This is a genomic window from Mesorhizobium sp. M0833, assembly GCF_040319905.1.
Classification (GTDB): Bacteria; Pseudomonadota; Alphaproteobacteria; order Rhizobiales; family Rhizobiaceae; genus Mesorhizobium.
On record NZ_JAMYOQ010000019.1, the window covers coordinates 33,229 to 49,542 of the forward strand.

Genomic DNA, 16,314 nt, shown 5'->3' on the forward strand with positions numbered 1-16,314 from the left:
CTGATTCAGCCCGCCGACCCGCCCTCGAGGCGGGTCTTTTGTTTCTGGCCTTGAAAGTTTCGGTGTTGCCGGGCTGAGGTTGGCGGGACAGCGCCCCCCTCTGTCCTGCCGGACATCTCCCCCTCCAGGGGGGAGATTGGCTATCATCTCTACTTTCGCCAATCTCGTAGGATGCAGAAAGGGCGCAGTCCGCGAAGCTGCCAATCTCCCCCCTGGAGGGGGAGATGTCCGGCAGGACAGAGGGGGGCGCGACGGAACACGACCCATCGCGGCGTAACGCGGCGATAACAGTCTCATGACGCAATCCCCGGCAGTTTCACCGCGCTTGCCGCTTCCACCGCCGCGCCGCTGCGTACCATGGCGATGGCCTTCTCCATGTCCGGGTGGAAGTGCCGGTCGTTGTCGAGATGCGGCACCTCTGCCCTGACCAGCCGGCGCACCGCCTCCAGTGCCGCGCTCGAGGCCAGAGGCGCATGGAAATCGCAGCCCTGTGCGGCGGCCAGCAATTCGATGCCGATGACGGCCGTCGCATTCTCGACCATGCCGATGAGCCGGCGCGCCCCATGCGCCGCCATCGAGACATGGTCTTCCTGGTTGGCCGAGGTCGGGATCGAATCGACGCTGGCCGGATAGGCTTTTTGCTTGTTTTCAGAAACCAGTGCCGCGGCCGTGACTTGAGGGATCATGAAACCGGAATTCAAACCCGGCTTGGGCGTGAGAAAGGCCGGCATGCCCGACAGCGCCGGGTCGACCAGCATGGCGATGCGCCGCTCCGACAGCGAGCCGATTTCGCAGACGGCGAGCGCGATCATGTCGGCGGCGAAGGCCACCGGCTCGGCGTGGAAATTGCCACCCGAAAGTGCGGAGTCGTCCTCGGCAAAGATCAGCGGATTGTCGGTGACGCCGTTGGCCTCGGTGGCGAGCGTGTCCGCAGCCTTGCGGAGCACGTCGAGTGCAGCGCCCATCACCTGCGGCTGGCAGCGCAGGCAATACGGATCCTGCACGCGCTCGTCGCCGACGCGGTGCGATTCACGGATGGCGCTGCCGGCCATCAAATTGCGCAACGCCTCGGCCGTCTCGATCTGGCCGCGATGTTTCCGGAGCAGATGGATGCGTGGATCGAACGGAGCGTCGGAGCCTTTGGCGGCATCGGTCGACAGCGCGCCGGCGACCAGTGCCGACTGGTAGAGCACCTCCGCTTCGAACAAAGCGGCAAGCGCATACGCGGTCGAGAACTGGGTGCCGTTGAGCAGCGCCAGGCCTTCCTTAGCGCCCAGTATCACCGGCTCCAGGCCGTGCGAAACGAAGGCGACCTTGGCGGGAAAGCGGCCATGCGGGGTAAAGCACTCGCCGACACCGATCATCACCGCGGTCATGTGCGACAGCGGCGCAAGGTCGCCGGAAGCGCCAACTGAGCCTTGCGCCGGCACCACGGGGATCACGTCGTTGGCCAGCATCGCCTCGAGCAGTTCGATGGTCCGCGGCCGCACGCCGGAGGCGCCCTGTGCCAGGCTGGCCAGCTTCAGCGCCATCATCAGCCGGCAAATTGCGACGGGCATCGGCTCGCCGACGCCGGCGGCATGCGACAATACGATGTTTCGCTGCAGCGTTTCCAGGTCGGCGGCGGGGATGCGAACACTGGCCAGCTTGCCGAAGCCGGTGTTGATGCCATAGACCGGCTCGCCTTTGGCAACGATCCTGGCGACAGCCTCGGCGCTGGCCTTGATCTTCGGCCGGCAGGCATCGTCGAGCCTCAGTGCGGCGCCGCGATAGATGGCGCGCCAATCGGCCAGCGTGGCATTGCCTGGCCATAGCTTGAGTTCGGTCATTGTCCCCTCCAGATGCGGGCATGCAGCGGGTTGAAGCCCATGCGGTAGACGAGTTCGGCCGGGCGTTCGACGTCCCAGATAGCCAGATCGCCGGATTTTCCGGCCTCCAGCGTACCGGTCTGTCCAAGCAGCCCGAGCGCGCGGGCAGCCTCGCGCGTGACGCCGGCAAGGCATTCATCGACGGTCAGGCCGAACAACGTCGCCGCCATGTTCATGGTCAGCAGCAGCGAGGTCAGCGGCGACGTGCCGGGATTGTTGTCGGTGGCCACGGCCATCCTGACGCCATGCTGGCGAAACAGGGCGATTGGCGGCTTCTTGGTCTCGCGGATGAAGTAGTAGGCGCCGGGCAGGATGGTCGCCACGGATCCTGCCTTCGCCATCGCCGCCGCACCGGCCTCGTCGGTATATTCGAGGTGGTCGGCCGACAGCGCACCATGGCGCGCCGCAAGTTCCGCGCCGTGCAGATTGGACAGCTGGTCCGCATGGAGCTTGACCGGCAGGCCCGCCGCCTTCGCGGCATCGAACACGCGGGCGATCTGCTCCGGCCAAAATGCAATGCCTTCGCAAAAACCGTCGACGGCATCGGCCAGGCCCTCGGCAGCGATGGCCGGCAAAATCTCGTTGGCGACAAGATCGATAAAGGCATCCTTGTCGCCTTTTGCTTCGGGCGGCAGCGCATGGGCGCCGAGGAAAGTGGTCCTGACCGTCACCGGCCGCTCACCGCCCAGCCGTCGCGCGGCGCGCAGCGACTTCCTCTCGTTTGCGAGGTCGAGACCGTAGCCGGATTTGATCTCGACGGTGGTGACACCTTCGGCGATCAGCGCATCGAGGCGCGGCAGCGACTGGGCGACCAGCTCGTCCTCGCTGGCCGCGCGCAGTGCCTTGACCGAGGAAACGATGCCCCCGCCGGCCTTGGCAACCTCTTCATAGGTGGCGCCGGCCAGCCGCATCTCGAATTCATTGGCACGGTTGCCGGCATGGACCAGATGAGTGTGGCAGTCGATCAGGCCAGGCGTGATCCAGCGGCCTTCGCAGTCGGTCGCCTCGGCGTTTTCGCGGAGCGCTGTCGGCATGTCGGCTTCCGACCCGGCATAAACGATCCGGCCATCGCGCGCGGCGATTGCACCGTGCTCGACGATGCCAAGTCCGGCGCTGTTTTCGACCATGGTCGCGAGGCGCGCATTGCGCCAGAGGCGAACCTCCCCTGCCCGGCTTTTGTTCTCTGCAGCCATCATCTTTTCCGTTTCAATCGGGAGTCATTATGTATATACATATCAAAAGGCACTGCAAGCGCTATCATCGCATGGCAGGCCGGGATTTGGAGAAAAACGTGACGGCAATCTTTGCGGAACAGGCACTTCTGCCCGACGGCTGGCACAGCAATGTGCGGATCGTCATCTCCGACGGAAGGATCGCCACGGTCGAGGCGAATACCTCGCTCCTGCCTGGCGACGAGCGCCATGCCATCCTTTTGTCCGGCATGCCGAACCTGCACAGCCACGCCTTCCAGCGCGGCATGGCCGGCCTTGCCGAATTGCGCGGGCCTTCCGCCGACAGTTTCTGGAGCTGGCGCGAGGTGATGTACCGTTTCGCGCTGTCGATGACGCCGGACCAGGTCGAGGCGGTCGCGGCCCAGCTTTATGTCGAGATGCTGGAGGCCGGGTTCTCGCGTGCCGGCGAGTTTCACTATTTACACCACGACCGCGACGGCCGGCCCTATGCCAACATCGCCGAGATGGCGGAGCGCATTGTTGCCGCAGCGTCCGAGACAGGCATCGGGCTGACGCTGCTGCCGGTGTTCTACGCGCATTCCTCCTTCGGCGGCGCTGTTCCGAATGATGGCCAGCGGCGGTTCATAAACGATGTGAACCGGTTCTCGCGACTTGTTGAGAAATGCCGCGAATCCGTTCGCAGCTTGAATCAAGGTGTCGTTGGCGTCGCCCCGCACAGCCTGCGTGCCGTGACACCGGAGGAACTGGAAAACATCACGGTGTTGGCACCGGAGGGGCCCATCCACATCCACGTCGCCGAGCAGATTAAGGAGGTCGAGGACTGCCTTGCCTGGTCCGGAGCGCGGCCGGTCGAATGGCTGCTTGCCAATGCCAAGGTCGACCGGCGCTGGTGCCTGATCCACGCCACCCACATGACCGACACAGAGACGGTGCAAATGGCGAAAGGGGGCGCCGTTGCCGGCCTTTGTCCGATCACCGAGGCCAATCTCGGCGACGGCACCTTTGCCGCGTCCTTGTTCATGCAGCATGGCGGCCGCTTTGGCATCGGCTCGGATTCAAACGTCCTGATCGGCCTGCCGGACGAGTTGCGGCAGCTCGAATATTCGCAGCGCCTCGCCCACCGCGCCCGCAACGTGCTGGCCGTCGCCGGCGGCTCGACCGGCCGTGCTTTGTTCGATGCAGCGCTCGATGGTGGCAGTGCCGCGCTGGGCGCCGGCCCCTCGCAGATCGCAGCAGGTGCCCCGGCCGATTTCGTCTCGCTCGACGGCAAGCATCCATCGCTGGCCGGCAAGACGGGCGATGCAATCCTTGACGCCTGGATTTTTGCCAACGGCACCAAGATCGACTGCGTCTGGGTGCATGGCAGGAAACTGGTCAGCGGCGGCATGCATGCCAGGCGCGATGCTATCGCCGAGCGGTTCCGCCAGGTGATGACGGCGCTTTCGGCATGAGCATGATCGGGACAATAAGCGCGGATTCTGGAAGCGCGGACGGCGGCGAGGTTCTTTCGCTGCACCAGCGCATCCTGTCGGACATCAGCGAACGGATCCTGTCGGGTGCCTGGGCGCCCGGCCACCGCATTCCGTTCGAGCATGAACTGACGGCCGAATACAATTGTTCGCGCATGACAGTGAACAAGGCGCTGTCGCAACTGGCCAAGGCCGGACTGATCGAGCGCCGGCGTCGCTCGGGCAGCTTTGTCCGCCAGCCGCAATCGCAGGCGGCCGTTCTCGAAATCCACGACATCCGGATCGAGGTCGAGGCACTTGGCCTACCCTACCGCTATGAGCGCATGGCGCGAAGCAGAAGGCGCAGCAGCGCCGACGACCGCGCCCTGCTGGAACTCGACGTGGCCGGGCCGGTGCTGGCGCTGGAATGCCGGCATTTCGCCGGCAAGCGGCCGTTTGCCCATGAGCAGCGGCTGATCAACCTGGCTGCAGTGCCGGAGGCCGCCGAAGAGGCGTTTCTCGAGACCGCGCCCGGTCCGTGGCTGATCGGGCGCGTGCCGTGGAGTGCCGCCGAGCATCGCATCCGCGCGGTTGCCGCCGAAAAGCACATCGCGGCGGCGCTCGACATCGAGACCGGCGCGCCGTGCCTGGTGATCGAGCGGCGGACATGGAGCGCCGAGCACCCCGTCACCCATGTCCGGTTCACCTATGCGGCAGAGAACCACACTCTCGTGGCAAGGTTCACGCCGTCGCAGGGGTGAGCTCCTAACCCTCCCCCTTGAGGGGAGGGTCGCGGAGCAAATTGCCGCGCGGCGGCATTTTGTGACGCGGGGTGGGGTCGGAGCAACCTCGCCGACCCCACCCCGTCTCGCAGTCTCCGCTTCGCTTCGACTACTCGCCGACCCTCCCCTCGAGGGGGAGGGTTAGAGCCGCATTCTCAAATCGCCGCGGTAACAATGATCTCGACCAGATATTCCGGTCCGGCAAGTTTGGCTTCGCCGGTGGCGCGGGCCGGCGTGTTGCCCTGTGGTACCCACTTGTCCCACTCCGCGTTCATCTCGGCAAAGGTGCTCATGTCGGCCAGCCAGATGATCGCCTGCAGGATCTTGGTTTTGTCGGTGCCGGCCTTGGCCAGCAATTCGTCGATCGCCGCCAGAATGTCCCTGGTCTGGGCACCGACGTTTCCGCCCGGCTTGCCGACCTGACCGGCCAGATGGACGGTGTTGCCGTGGATGACGATCTGGCTCATGCGCGGGCCTACATCGATACGACGAATGCTCATTGGATATTCCTTCTTTTGTCCGGCTTTCTCTTGTCGGCTGCGCCTGTTTAGGATCGGGATAGGTTTCGGGCAAGGCCGCTCGAGCGGAACCGCTTGAGCCAAGCCAAAACCGACAACATGACGGCCCGGCCGCAATTCCGCCCGATTGGCTTGTTGACTAATGTAATAACATCACATATCGAATCCGCCCTGCAGCACCGATCGTCGCCCCATGGATCGTCACATGAGCCAAACCTGCCTGACCTTCCGCGACCTGACGCTGGGCTACAACAGCCATCCTGCGGTCCACCACCTCAATGGTACGATCCGCAAGGGATCGCTGACGGCGGTCGTCGGCGCCAACGGCTCCGGCAAGTCGACGCTGATGAAGGGCATCGTCGGCGTTCTGAAGCCGATGGCCGGCGCGGTGATCCGGGCGCCCGGCGTGCGCGCCGCCTACCTTCCGCAGCAATCGGAGCTCGACCGCTCCTTTCCGGCCCGTGTCGTCGACCTGGTTTCACTTGGCCTGTGGCCGCGGCGTGGCATGCTCGGCCGTTATACAAGGGAAGATCGCGACTCGGTCAGCGAGGCGCTGATGGCCGTCGGCCTCGGCGGCTTCGAGAAGCGCCCGATCGACACGTTGTCGGGCGGCCAGCTGCAGCGCACGCTGTTTGCCCGCGTGCTGTTGCAGGATGCCGAGCTCATCCTGCTCGACGAGCCGTTCAACGCCGTCGATGCCAAGACGGTCGGTGACCTGATCGCGCTGATCAAGCGCTGGCACGGCGAGGAACGCACGATCATGGTTGTGGTCCACGATCTCGATCTGGTGCGGCAGAACTTCCCCGAAACACTGCTGCTGGCGCGCCAGCCGATCGCCTGGGGAGAGACCAGGGAGACGCTGCGGCCGGAGAATTTGTTGCGTGCGCGCCGCTTCCACGAGGCCTGGGAGGATAACGCGCCATGGTGTGAGCCCGGCGAGCATGATCACAGTGTGCACGATCACGGCAGCCACGAGCATAGCCATGACCATCATCACGGCTCCGGGCCGAGGGCGGCATGATGGAGGTGCTTTACGGTCTATTCGTCGCTCCGTTCGCCGACTACGCCTTCATGCAGCGGGCGCTCGCCGGTTCAATGATGCTGTCGCTCGGCGCCTGCCCGGTCGGCGTGTTCCTGATGCTGCGGCGCATGAGCCTGTCCGGCGACGCCATGGCGCATGCCATCCTGCCGGGTGCTGCCGCCGGCTTCCTGTTCTATGGCCTGGAAATCCTGCCGATGACTATCGGCGGACTGATCGCCGGCATCATCGTGGCGCTCGGCGCCGGCGCCGTCTCGCGCTTCACCATCCAGCGCGAGGACGCCTCTATGGCGGCCTTCTATCTGATTTCGCTGGCCATCGGCGTGCTTATGGTGTCGATCCGCGGTTCCAGCGTCGATCTCATGCATGTGCTGTTCGGCACCGTATTGGCGCTCAACAACGAGGCGCTGACGCTGATCGGCGGCATCGTCGTGGTGACGCTGGCCAGCCTCGCCATCTTCTGGCGGGCGCTGGTCGCCGAATGCCTCGACCCTTTGTTCCTGCGCTCGGTCAGCCGGATGGGCAGCCCGGTGCATTTCATCTTTCTCGGCCTCGTCGTGCTCAATCTCGTCGGTGGTTTCCAGGCGCTCGGCACCTTGCTGTCGGTCGGGCTGATGATGCTGCCGGCGGCGGCGGCCCGCTTCTGGACGTCGCGCGTCGAGCCGATGTGCGTGTTGGCCACAGTGATCGGCTTTGCCTCCTGCATTGCCGGGCTGCTGTTGTCCTACCATGCGTCACTGCCCTCCGGCCCGGCCATCATCCTGTCCGCCGGCGTCGTCTATTTCGCCTCGATCCTGTTCGGCGCGCGCGGCATCCTGCGCGCCCGCATCGTCCATCACCGCCACAGAACTGCCTGATCCCAACAAGGAGAAACTGTCCATGCTGAAATCGATCCGCGCCACGTTGGCCGTGAGCGTTATAACATTAACCGCCCTTGGCGCTTCGTCGGCCTTTGCTGAGCCGTTGAAAGTGGTCGCCAGCTTCACCATCATCGCCGATTTCGCCAAGAATGTCGGCGGCGACCGCATCGATCTGACCACCATCGTCGGGCCGGACGGCGACGCCCACGTCTACGAGCCGAGCCCCGCCGATGCGGTGGCCATGGCCAAGGCCGACATCGTGCTGGTCAACGGCCTGCATTTCGAAGGTTTTCTGCAGCGTCTGGTCGACGCCAGCGCTACCAAGGCCTCGATTGCCGTGCTGACCAAGGGGGTCACGCCGATCAATTTCAAACCCGAATTCGCCGAGGCCGACGCCGCCGAAGGCGCGGAAACCGATGGCGGCAAGACGGTCACCGATCCGCACGCCTTCCAGTCGATCGCCAACGCCAAGATCTATGTGAAGAACATCGCCGACGCCTTTTGCACGGCCGACGCTGCGGGTTGCGACAGCTACAAGGCCAATGCAGCCGCCTATACGCAAAAGCTCGATACGCTCGAGGGCGAAGTGCAGGCGGCGATCCAGTCGATCCCGCAAGAGAAGCGCGTCGTCATCACCTCGCATGATGCCTTCGGCTATTTCGAGAAGGCCTATGGCTTGACCTTCCTGGCCCCGGAAGGCGTGTCGACCGAGTCGGAGCCTTCCGCCGCCGACGTGGCCAAGCTGGTCAGCCAGGTGAAGCAGGACAAGGCGGCGGCGATCTTCGTCGAGAACATCACCAATCCGCGGCTGATCGAGCAGATCGCCAGCGAGACCGGCATCAAGGTGGGCGGCACGCTCTATTCCGATGCGCTGTCGCAGCCCGAAGGCCCGGCCGCGACCTATATCGACCTGATGCACAACAACATCGCCCAGATCAAAGGCGCGATCCTCGGCAGCTGAGCGATCGACCTCGTTCATCCAGCCGGGCTGGCGTATGGCGCATCCAAGCACACGCGGCGCCGTCCGGCTGGATTTCCGGCATCGAAATCTCTATCTGCGCGGATGGATTTCTTTTCGCGCGGATTGCCGACCGGGTCAGGGAGTGGCAAGACTGCCGCTAACCAGATTGCGAGGACACCGCCATGGAATACCGACAGATCAGCGAGGACTATTCGGTCTCGGGCCAGATCCAGCCCGAGGACGTCGCGACCATCAAGGCCGCCGGCTTCAAAAGCGTGATCTGCAACCGGCCGGACGATGAGCAGCCCGGCCAGCCATCGGCCGACACCGTCAAGGCGGCGGTCGAGGGCGCCGGGCTCGCCTTCCGCTACATCCCCGTCATCAGCGGCCAGATCACGGCAGAGAATGTCGAGGACCAGGCCGAGGCGCTTGAGGAACTTGAAGGCCCGGTCTTCGCTTACTGCCGTTCCGGCGCCCGCTGCACCAATCTTTATGGGCTGATCCAGCAGTCGAAGGGGTGACATTCGCCCTCAGATCGGTAGCGCGCCGGTTTCCTTTAGCGTCTCCAGCACGATCGCCGTCTTCACGTGCTGCACGGATTCGTGCGGCAGCAGCACGCTGTTGACGAATTCCGACAGCGACTTCAGGTCGGGCGTCACCACTTTCAATATATAGTCCATCTCGCCCGTCAGCGCGTGCGCTTCCTGCACCTGCGGCAGCCGCGCCACCAATTCGCCGAAACGCCGCGCATTGTCGCGGTTGTGAGTGGCAAGCGTCACCGAGATGACGTTGACAAGGGAAAAGCCGAGCTTGTCGCGGTCGAGCACCGCCCGGTAGCCCTTGATATAGCCGTCCTCCTCCAGCCGCTGGCGACGGCGCGAGCATTGCGACGCCGACAGGTTCACCCGTTCCGAGAGGTCGTTGTTGGTCAGGCGTGCATCGCCCTGCAGCAGAGCCATTATCTTGCGGTCAAACTGGTCGATGCGCGCCTCATCCATGGGTTTCTCTCCATACATGCACAATTCACGCATTACCTGATCATTTCAAGCGTTTGAATGCAAGCACCATGCACTGCGTCCTTGCTATCATTAGGTTGAGATGGCCTTTCCAGGCCAAACAGTTTTGGAGGACACTGCCATGGGTCCCTTCCCGCACGACGCACCGCCCGCCAAGATCAGCAAGACCAATCCCGCCGGCACCGACGGCTTCGAATTCGTCGAATTCGCGCATGCCGAGCCAGAAAAGCTCGCCGAACTGTTCACCCGTATGGGCTATGTGCCGGTGGCCAAGCATCGCAGCAAGAACATCACCGTCTGGCGGCAGGGCGACATGAATTATGTCGTCAATGCCGAGCCCGGCTCGCATGCCATGAAATTCGTCGACAAGCACGGCCCTTGCGCCGCCTCGATGGCATGGCGGGTGGTCGATGCCAGGCATGCCTTCGACCACGCGGTAGCCAAGGGCGCGACGCCCTATGAAGGCAACGACAAGACGCTCGATGTGCCGGCGATCGTCGGGATCGGCGGATCGCTGCTCTATTTCATCGAAACCTACGGCGAGAAGGGCTCGGCCTATGACGCCGAGTTCGACTGGCTGGGCGAGCGCGATCCCAGGCCGGAAGGCGTCGGCTTCTATTATCTCGACCACCTGACCCACAATGTCTATCGCGGCCAGATGGACAAATGGTGGGATTTCTACCGCAACCTGTTCGGTTTCAAGCAGATCCATTTCTTCGACATCGACGGCAAGATCACCGGCCTGGTCAGCCGCGCCATCACCTCGCCCTGCGGCAAGATCCGCATCCCGCTGAACGAGTCCAAGGACGAGACAAGCCAGATCGCCGAATATCTGAAGAAGTATAATGGCGAGGGCATCCAGCACATCGCCGTCGGCACCGACGACATTTACGACGCCACCGACAGGCTGGCCGAAAACGGCCTGAAGTTCATGCCGGGTCCGCCCGAGACCTATTACGACATGTCCTTCGCCCGCGTGAACGGCCATGAAGAGCCGATCGAGCGGATGAAGAAGCACGGCATCCTGATCGACGGCGAAGGCGTGGTCGACGGCGGCACGACCAAGATCCTGCTGCAGATTTTTTCGAAAACCGTGATCGGCCCGATCTTCTTCGAGTTCATCCAGAGGAAGGGCGACGAAGGCTTTGGCGAGGGCAATTTCCGCGCTTTGTTCGAATCGATCGAGCAGGACCAGATCAAGCGCGGCGTGCTGAAGGTGGACGGCAAGGCAGCGTAGCCAGCTCGGCCGAGGTGTCTTGTGGTTTGATTAATTATGACCTAAATTATGGTCATAAAGGATCGAGTCATGAATGTTTCTATTGCCGAAGCCAAGGCCAAATTGTCGGAACTCGTCAGCCGCGCGGAAGCGGCGAGGAGATCGTGCTCACACGCCACGGCAAGGTGGCGGCGCGTATCGTAGCTCCGGCAGTGGCCGAACCCCTGCCGCGTATAGGCGCGTTGAAGGGCAAGATCTGGATTGCGGACGATTTTGATGAACTCGGTCCCGAGTGGGATGAGTACGTGAAATGACGGTCGGCCCGTTTCTCGCCGACACACACATCATCCTCTGGTCGATTTCGGACGATCGACTGTTCGCGAGCGCGGCAAGCGTCTGGGAAATTGCCATCAAACGTTCGATCAGAAAACTTAATGCGCCGGACGATCTGCCAACGCTGCTTCCAAGGATGCAATTTCAGCCGCTCGCCGTAACCTTCCAGCACGCGAACGTCGTCGGCGGCCTACCCCACCACCATGGTGATCCGTTCGACAGGCTTCTGATTGCGCAGGCGCAAGTGGAGAACCTCACCATCCTGACATCCAACCCGCATTTCGCCCGTTACGATGTGGCTTTGGCATGATTATCCAGGCAGTTGGTCTCGCAAGCCCAGCCGCTCAACCTCCGCTTTCCTGAGTTTCACATCGTAATCGAGGAAGAACTCGTCGAGTTGCGGCGGTTTCACCGAGGTGCCGGACAACATCGCGTGCACCTGGCCGCGATGATGGATGTCGTGGATGAAGAGATGGGCGAGCAAATCGCCGATCCGCTCCGGTATCATGCCGTCCTCGCGCCGGTCGGTGAGAACGCGGCGCTCGAGATCGTCCGCCGACAGGCGGTCGCAAAAGGCGATCAGCCGCCGGTCGGCCTCCGCCTGTGCAACAAAAAGCGCCTTGGCATCATTGAACGGCACAAAATCGTCATGGGCGGCGGCGCCGATGCCGCCTTCTTCGAGAAAGTCAAGATAGAGATAATCGACCGCCAGGATGTGGTTCAGCGTTGCCTTGATCGATGGGAAGAAGCTTATCCTTTCAGCTTCGAATTCGCCGGGCTCAAGCTGCAGCACGGCACGATAGAGCCGGTCGTTGGACCACAGATTGTTAGCTGCCATGCGGCGGAAATGGTTCAGCAGGTCCATGACTTCACGCCGCTGACCGGACCAAAGACAAGCCCGCCCACATGAGCGCGAATCCAGCGATGACGATCAGCAGAAGCCGGATCATGTGCCGCCGCATGGCTTGCGTTTCCTGGTCCAGCGCGACATTCGTGTTGGTGACGGTGTGAAACATCATCGCCTTGCGCGGAAAGCCGCTGCGGTTGGTCAGGTCAGGCGAGCGAGCCTCGATGCGGTAGCTCAGTCTGATTGCCTGGATGAAGATCGCCAGCATGACAAGGGCCCAGACACCGCACAGCAGGTAGAATGTCTCGCCCGTCATTCTCTTGCCCCCTCGTATTTCTCGACCTTCTGCTCGATGGCGCCGAAGATCGAATGCCCGCCCCTGTCCTTCATCTCGATGCGCACGGTATCGCCAAAGCGCAGGAAGGGCGTTTTCGGTCCGCCGGCCTCAATAGTCTCGATCATGCGCAACTCAACGATACAGGAATAGCCAGCGCCGCCTGCCGAGACAGGCTTGCCCGGCCCGCCGTCGAGCTTGTTGGAGACGGTGCCCGAACCGATGATGGTGCCGGCGGCCAACGGCCGCGTTTTTGCGGCATGAACAATCAGCGCTGGAAAATCGAACGTCATGTCGATGCCGGCGTTTGCCCGGCCGAACGGCTTGCCGTTGAGATCGACCAGCAGCGGCAGGGCGACCTTGCCGCCGTCCCAGGCGTCGCCCAGTTCGTCCGGCGTCACCGCAACCGGCGAAAAGGCCGATGACGGCTTCGACTGGTAGAAGCCGAACCCCTTGGCAAGCTCAGGTCCGGTCAGGCTGCGCAGCGTCACATCGTTGACCAGCACGACCAGGCGGATCGCTGCCCGCGCCTCTTCGAGGCTTGCGCCCATCGGCACATCGTCAACTATGACCGCGACCTCTCCTTCCATGTCGATGCCAAGGGTCTCGTCGGTCATGCGGATTGGGTCCCGCGGTGCGAGGAAAGCGTCCGAGCCCCCTTGGTAGATCAGCGGATCGGTCCAGAAGCTTGCCGGCATCTCGGCGCCGCGCGCCTTCCGCACCAGCTCGACATGGTTCACATAGGCCGAGCCATCGGCCCATTGGTAGGCGCGCGGCAGCGGCGAATGGGCGTCATGCTCGTGAAAGCGGGCAGACGGCACCGCATTATTCTCCAGCGATTCGGCCATGGCAGCGAGATGCGGCGCGATCCGAAGCCAGTCGTCAAGCGCGGCCTGCAGCGTCCGCACCAGAAACGAAGCATCGGTGAACCGTGTCAGGTCGCGCGAGACGACGACAAGCTTTCCATCGCGCGTCCCGTCCTTCAAGGTGGCAAGCTTCATGCGGTTTCCTCTCCTGGTGCAGCTTTGGTGCTGCTTTGATTTTTTGTTCTACGCATGATCTCTTCCGAAAACCGGTTTCCACTTTTCGGGATCATGCTCCAGCCCCACAACAAGGCCGTCGCGTGCGATCGTCAAGTCGCCGGCCCATGTTTTCCTGACGGCGGCAATCCAGTCGGCCTCGTCGATCTCGGGATCGTCGGCGGGAATGAGATGGTTGAGGACCAGTCTTTTGACGCCTGCATCACTGGCGATGCGGCCCGCTTCCTCGGCAAAGCTGTGGCTGGCAAGCAGGTGTTCCCTCAGCCTTGCGCCGTTGCCGGTCTTCGCGACCAGCCGCTCGATACCCTCTTCCAGCATGGCCTCGTGGACCAGGACGTCGGCGCCTTGGGCGAAATCCGCCAATGGCGGAAAGAACGCCGTATCCGACGAAAAGACGACGCCTTGCCCCGCATGATTGAAGCGCAGCGCAAAGCAGTCCGTCACCGGCGGGTGGTCGACACGCAGCGCCGATATTTTGAGACCGCGCTCTTCCGCCACCTGGCCTTCACCAAACTCGACGATCGAGACCAGGTCGCGGAGATCCGGCCGCCCTTCATCGGCGATGCGGATCTCGATGTCGAACTCCATCGCCTGGCAAAAGCGTTGCCAATAATAGGCGGTGCCGGGCGGGCCGAATACGGTGACCTTTGTTGCCAGGCCGGCCGTCCACGCGGTGTGGATCAATGGTCCGAGTTCCAGCACATGGTCGGAATGCAAATGCGTGATGAAGATCAGGTCGAGCGCCTTCAGGCTGATGCCGGCATCGGTCAGCCCGCGCGTTACGCCCAGCCCGCAATCGACGACAAGGGTGCGGCCGCCAATCTCCAGCAGTGACGAACTCGGCCACGGCCCGCCCGGCCGCAGCGCGGGACCACCCTTCGAGCCAAGAAGGACCAGACGATCCGTCACGCGACGGCGCTCAAGACCAGTCGCCCTCGGGCGTGCCGTTGAAGCGCTTCTTCAGGCCGGCCCAGCAGTCGATGTAATTGTCCTGCCGGGTTTCGAGTTCGGCGCCATAGCGGGTCACCATCTGCGGAAAGCGTGTCTCGAACATGAAGGCCATGGTGTTGTCGAGCTTGACCGGCTTCAGCTCCGCGCGCGAGGCTTTTTCGAAGCCAGACGCATCGGGTCCGTGAGCCAGCATCATGTTGTGCAGACTGATGCCGCCGGGCACGAAGCCCTCTTCCTTGGCATCGTACTGACCATGTATGAGGCCCATGAACTCGCTCATGATGTTGCGGTGATACCAGGGCGGCCGGAAAGTGTTTTCCGCCACAAGCCAGCGCGGCGGGAAGATGACGAAATCGATATTGGCGGTGCCTTCCTCACCGCTCGGCGCGGTCAGCACGGTGAAGATCGACGGATCGGGGTGGTCGAACAGGATCGCACCGACCGGCGAGAAGGTCGCAAGATCATATTTGTAGGGCGAATAATTGCCGTGCCACGCCACCACATCCAGCGGCGAATGGTCGAGCTCGGTGACATGGAACTGACCACACCATTTCGCGATCAGCCGGCACGGTGTCTCCTTGTCCTCGAACCAGGCACAGGGCGTCTTGAAATCGCGCGGATTGGCCAGGCAATTGGCGCCGATGGGGCCACGATCCGGCAGCGTCAGCTTGGCGCCGTAATTCTCGCAGACATAGCCGCGCACTTCGGCATCCACCAGTTCGACCTTGAACACCAGACCACGCGGCAGCACGGCGATCTCGCCCGGCGTGAGCTCGATGACCCCCATCTCGGTGACAAAGCGCAAGGCTCCAACCTGCGGGACGACCAGCAACTCGCCGTCGGCGTTGAAGAAATGATCGTCGACCATCGAGTGGTTGGCGACATAGACATGTGCCGCCATGCCGGTCTGGCCGAGCACGTCGCCGGCGGTGGTGATCGAGCGCATGCCGGCAATGAAATCGGTCGGCTCCTTGGGCATCGGCACCGGGCTCCAGCGATACTGGCCGAGAGCGAGCTGGTGGTCGCCGACGTTCGGCGCGCTTTTCCACAGCGGATAATTCGCCGCTTTGAAGCGGCCGGTGTGCCTGACGCTCGGCCTTATCCGATAAAGCCAGGAGCGCTCATTGGTGCCGCGCGGCGCGGTGAAAGGAGAGCCCGAAAGCTGCTCGGCATAGAGGCCGTAGGCCGGCCGTTGCGGCGAGTTTCGCCCTTGCGGCAGCGAGCCCGGCAAAGTCTCGGTTTCGAAGTCATTGCCGAAACCCGGCATGTATGAGTAGGCCATGGAACCCTCCCGAATTCATGGTCTCGGAGCATTGTTTGCGCATCCGCAAAGATGCTCCGAGTTGACCATACCGGTTTCATTTGTAACCATTGAAAATGTAACCATCAACGGTGATTTCGGCATGAGCCGCCAGCATCCCCAGTCAGGGCCAACCATGGAAATCCTCGAGCTGGAATCCTTCCTGCCTTACCGGCTCTATCGGCTTGCCGATGCCGTCAGCCGCGAATTCTCAAGGATATACAAGGACCGTCACGGACTGACCCGGCCCGAATGGCGCACGCTGGCCGGGCTTGGACAGCACGGCACGATGACGGCGACGGCGCTCGGCGAGCAATCGGCCATGCACAAGACCAAGGTTTCGCGCGCGGTCGCCGAGCTCGAACGGCGCCGCTGGCTCAGCCGGACGCCTGACGAAAAAGACCGCCGTGTCGAGCATCTGGCACTGACCAAGGCTGGCGTTGCCGCCTATCGCGAGATGGTGCCGCTGGCGAAGGAGTTCGAACGGGAATTGCTGGTAAGATTGAGCCCCGCCGAGCGTGTGGCCATTGTCGGCGGAGTGGCAGCACTGGAGGCGGCATTGGGGAAAAGCTAGGTTCCTGCCAGAATTACAGGCACCTTGGCGGGAC

The 16,314-nt window shown here is 63.0% G+C and carries 19 protein-coding genes; 10 read left to right on the plus strand and 9 right to left on the minus strand.

The window, feature by feature from the left end; translation table 11 throughout:
* Positions 1-293: 293 nt before the first annotated feature.
* Complete coding sequence (gene hutH / locus NKH98_RS21075; protein ID WP_352901277.1) at positions 294-1,829, minus strand: histidine ammonia-lyase; 1,536 nt, start codon at positions 1,827-1,829, stop codon at positions 294-296.
* Entirely contained in the window at positions 1,826-3,061 is a 1,236-nt protein-coding gene (hutI, locus tag NKH98_RS21080; protein WP_352901466.1) for an imidazolonepropionase, read from the minus strand. Before hutI ends, hutH begins: the two co-directional genes overlap by 4 nt.
* Positions 3,062-3,159: 98 nt before the next feature.
* Here hutI and NKH98_RS21085 point away from each other — a divergent pair, with 98 nt between their 5' ends.
* Together NKH98_RS21085 and hutC are read left to right on the plus strand one after the other, a co-directional pair.
* Positions 3,160-4,512, plus strand: coding sequence for a formimidoylglutamate deiminase (locus NKH98_RS21085; RefSeq protein ID WP_352901280.1), 1,353 nt, complete (start codon positions 3,160-3,162; stop codon positions 4,510-4,512).
* Positions 4,509-5,270, plus strand: a complete 762-nt coding sequence (gene hutC, locus NKH98_RS21090; RefSeq protein ID WP_352901283.1) for a histidine utilization transcriptional repressor HutC — start codon at positions 4,509-4,511, stop codon at positions 5,268-5,270. Before NKH98_RS21085 ends, hutC begins: the two co-directional genes overlap by 4 nt.
* 176 nt (positions 5,271-5,446) lie before the next feature.
* Here hutC and NKH98_RS21095 read toward each other — a convergent pair whose 3' ends face one another.
* Complete coding sequence (locus NKH98_RS21095; RefSeq protein ID WP_352901285.1) at positions 5,447-5,791, minus strand: RidA family protein; 345 nt, start codon at positions 5,789-5,791, stop codon at positions 5,447-5,449.
* A 223-nt stretch (positions 5,792-6,014) separates the two neighbouring features.
* Here NKH98_RS21095 and aztA point away from each other — a divergent pair, with 223 nt between their 5' ends.
* The 4 genes from aztA (at position 6,015) to NKH98_RS21115 (ending at position 9,190) form a co-directional block, all read left to right on the plus strand.
* Positions 6,015-6,830 (plus strand): zinc ABC transporter ATP-binding protein AztA, encoded by an 816-nt coding sequence (gene aztA / locus NKH98_RS21100; protein WP_352901288.1) that lies wholly within the window; start codon positions 6,015-6,017, stop codon positions 6,828-6,830.
* Positions 6,830-7,705 carry a zinc ABC transporter permease AztB gene (gene aztB / locus NKH98_RS21105; RefSeq protein WP_352901469.1) on the plus strand — a complete coding sequence of 292 codons (876 nt, stop codon included), beginning with the start codon at positions 6,830-6,832 and terminating at the stop codon, positions 7,703-7,705. Before aztA ends, aztB begins: the two co-directional genes overlap by 1 nt.
* A 22-nt stretch (positions 7,706-7,727) precedes the next feature.
* A complete protein-coding gene (gene aztC / locus NKH98_RS21110; protein WP_352901291.1) occupies positions 7,728-8,669 on the plus strand; it encodes a zinc ABC transporter substrate-binding protein AztC in 942 nt (313 codons plus the stop codon).
* 182 nt (positions 8,670-8,851) lie between these two features.
* On the plus strand, positions 8,852-9,190 hold the full coding sequence (locus tag NKH98_RS21115; protein WP_254817489.1) for a protein tyrosine phosphatase family protein: 339 nt from the start codon (positions 8,852-8,854) through the stop codon (positions 9,188-9,190).
* A 9-nt stretch (positions 9,191-9,199) separates the two neighbouring features.
* On the opposite strand, the gene NKH98_RS21120 is transcribed toward NKH98_RS21115, so the two are convergent.
* Positions 9,200-9,667, minus strand: coding sequence for an Lrp/AsnC family transcriptional regulator (locus NKH98_RS21120; RefSeq protein WP_254817488.1), 468 nt, complete (start codon positions 9,665-9,667; stop codon positions 9,200-9,202).
* Between the two features lie 139 nt (positions 9,668-9,806).
* Here NKH98_RS21120 and hppD point away from each other — a divergent pair, with 139 nt between their 5' ends.
* From hppD to NKH98_RS21135, 3 genes are read left to right on the plus strand one after another with little or no spacing between them, the layout of a single operon-like run.
* Positions 9,807-10,922, plus strand: coding sequence for a 4-hydroxyphenylpyruvate dioxygenase (gene hppD / locus NKH98_RS21125; RefSeq protein WP_352901294.1), 1,116 nt, complete (start codon positions 9,807-9,809; stop codon positions 10,920-10,922).
* 26 nt (positions 10,923-10,948) lie between these two features.
* Positions 10,949-11,215: a type II toxin-antitoxin system Phd/YefM family antitoxin gene (locus NKH98_RS21130; protein WP_352901297.1), complete on the plus strand. Its 267-nt coding sequence runs from the start codon at positions 10,949-10,951 to the stop codon at positions 11,213-11,215.
* Entirely contained in the window at positions 11,212-11,544 is a 333-nt protein-coding gene (locus NKH98_RS21135; protein ID WP_352901300.1) for a type II toxin-antitoxin system VapC family toxin, read from the plus strand. The genes NKH98_RS21130 and NKH98_RS21135 overlap by 4 nt, the downstream gene beginning before the upstream one ends.
* On the opposite strand, the gene NKH98_RS21140 is transcribed toward NKH98_RS21135, so the two are convergent.
* From NKH98_RS21140 to hmgA, 5 genes are read right to left on the minus strand one after another with little or no spacing between them, the layout of a single operon-like run.
* Positions 11,545-12,099: a DinB family protein gene (locus NKH98_RS21140; protein ID WP_352479959.1), complete on the minus strand. Its 555-nt coding sequence runs from the start codon at positions 12,097-12,099 to the stop codon at positions 11,545-11,547. It lies immediately after the preceding gene.
* A 4-nt stretch (positions 12,100-12,103) separates the two neighbouring features.
* Positions 12,104-12,397, minus strand: coding sequence for a hypothetical protein (locus NKH98_RS21145; RefSeq protein WP_352802449.1), 294 nt, complete (start codon positions 12,395-12,397; stop codon positions 12,104-12,106).
* The gene (locus tag NKH98_RS21150) at positions 12,394-13,416 is read right to left on the minus strand and encodes a fumarylacetoacetate hydrolase family protein (protein WP_352901304.1); all 1,023 of its coding nucleotides are present in this window, start codon (positions 13,414-13,416) and stop codon (positions 12,394-12,396) included. Before NKH98_RS21150 ends, NKH98_RS21145 begins: the two co-directional genes overlap by 4 nt.
* A 48-nt stretch (positions 13,417-13,464) precedes the next feature.
* The gene (locus NKH98_RS21155) at positions 13,465-14,364 is read right to left on the minus strand and encodes an MBL fold metallo-hydrolase (RefSeq protein WP_352901307.1); all 900 of its coding nucleotides are present in this window, start codon (positions 14,362-14,364) and stop codon (positions 13,465-13,467) included.
* A gap of 10 nt (positions 14,365-14,374) precedes the next feature.
* The gene (hmgA, locus tag NKH98_RS21160) at positions 14,375-15,688 is read right to left on the minus strand and encodes a homogentisate 1,2-dioxygenase (RefSeq protein WP_352901310.1); all 1,314 of its coding nucleotides are present in this window, start codon (positions 15,686-15,688) and stop codon (positions 14,375-14,377) included.
* Positions 15,689-15,842: 154 nt separating this feature from the next.
* On the opposite strand from hmgA, the gene NKH98_RS21165 reads away from it, so the two are divergent.
* On the plus strand, positions 15,843-16,280 hold the full coding sequence (locus NKH98_RS21165; protein ID WP_352901472.1) for a MarR family winged helix-turn-helix transcriptional regulator: 438 nt from the start codon (positions 15,843-15,845) through the stop codon (positions 16,278-16,280).
* The last annotated feature ends 34 nt before the right edge of the window (positions 16,281-16,314 follow it).

What these genes read in the sequence shown, in the direction of transcription:
- NKH98_RS21135 (WP_352901300.1), top strand. Translation starts at nt 11,212, where the DNA reads ATGACGGTCGGCCCGTTTCTCGCCGACACACACATCATCCTCTGGTCG.
- hutI (WP_352901466.1), bottom strand. Translation starts at nt 3,061, where the DNA reads ATGGCTGCAGAGAACAAAAGCCGGGCAGGGGAGGTTCGCCTCTGGCGC.
- NKH98_RS21165 (WP_352901472.1), top strand. Translation starts at nt 15,843, where the DNA reads ATGGAAATCCTCGAGCTGGAATCCTTCCTGCCTTACCGGCTCTATCGG.
- NKH98_RS21095 (WP_352901285.1), bottom strand. Translation starts at nt 5,791, where the DNA reads ATGAGCATTCGTCGTATCGATGTAGGCCCGCGCATGAGCCAGATCGTC.
- aztB (WP_352901469.1), top strand. Translation starts at nt 6,830, where the DNA reads ATGGAGGTGCTTTACGGTCTATTCGTCGCTCCGTTCGCCGACTACGCC.
- hutH (WP_352901277.1), bottom strand. Translation starts at nt 1,829, where the DNA reads ATGACCGAACTCAAGCTATGGCCAGGCAATGCCACGCTGGCCGATTGG.
- NKH98_RS21120 (WP_254817488.1), bottom strand. Translation starts at nt 9,667, where the DNA reads ATGGATGAGGCGCGCATCGACCAGTTTGACCGCAAGATAATGGCTCTG.
- aztC (WP_352901291.1), top strand. Translation starts at nt 7,728, where the DNA reads ATGCTGAAATCGATCCGCGCCACGTTGGCCGTGAGCGTTATAACATTA.
- hppD (WP_352901294.1), top strand. Translation starts at nt 9,807, where the DNA reads ATGGGTCCCTTCCCGCACGACGCACCGCCCGCCAAGATCAGCAAGACC.
- NKH98_RS21115 (WP_254817489.1), top strand. Translation starts at nt 8,852, where the DNA reads ATGGAATACCGACAGATCAGCGAGGACTATTCGGTCTCGGGCCAGATC.
- NKH98_RS21140 (WP_352479959.1), bottom strand. Translation starts at nt 12,099, where the DNA reads ATGGACCTGCTGAACCATTTCCGCCGCATGGCAGCTAACAATCTGTGG.
- NKH98_RS21145 (WP_352802449.1), bottom strand. Translation starts at nt 12,397, where the DNA reads ATGACGGGCGAGACATTCTACCTGCTGTGCGGTGTCTGGGCCCTTGTC.
- aztA (WP_352901288.1), top strand. Translation starts at nt 6,015, where the DNA reads ATGAGCCAAACCTGCCTGACCTTCCGCGACCTGACGCTGGGCTACAAC.
- NKH98_RS21150 (WP_352901304.1), bottom strand. Translation starts at nt 13,416, where the DNA reads ATGAAGCTTGCCACCTTGAAGGACGGGACGCGCGATGGAAAGCTTGTC.
- hmgA (WP_352901310.1), bottom strand. Translation starts at nt 15,688, where the DNA reads ATGGCCTACTCATACATGCCGGGTTTCGGCAATGACTTCGAAACCGAG.
- hutC (WP_352901283.1), top strand. Translation starts at nt 4,509, where the DNA reads ATGAGCATGATCGGGACAATAAGCGCGGATTCTGGAAGCGCGGACGGC.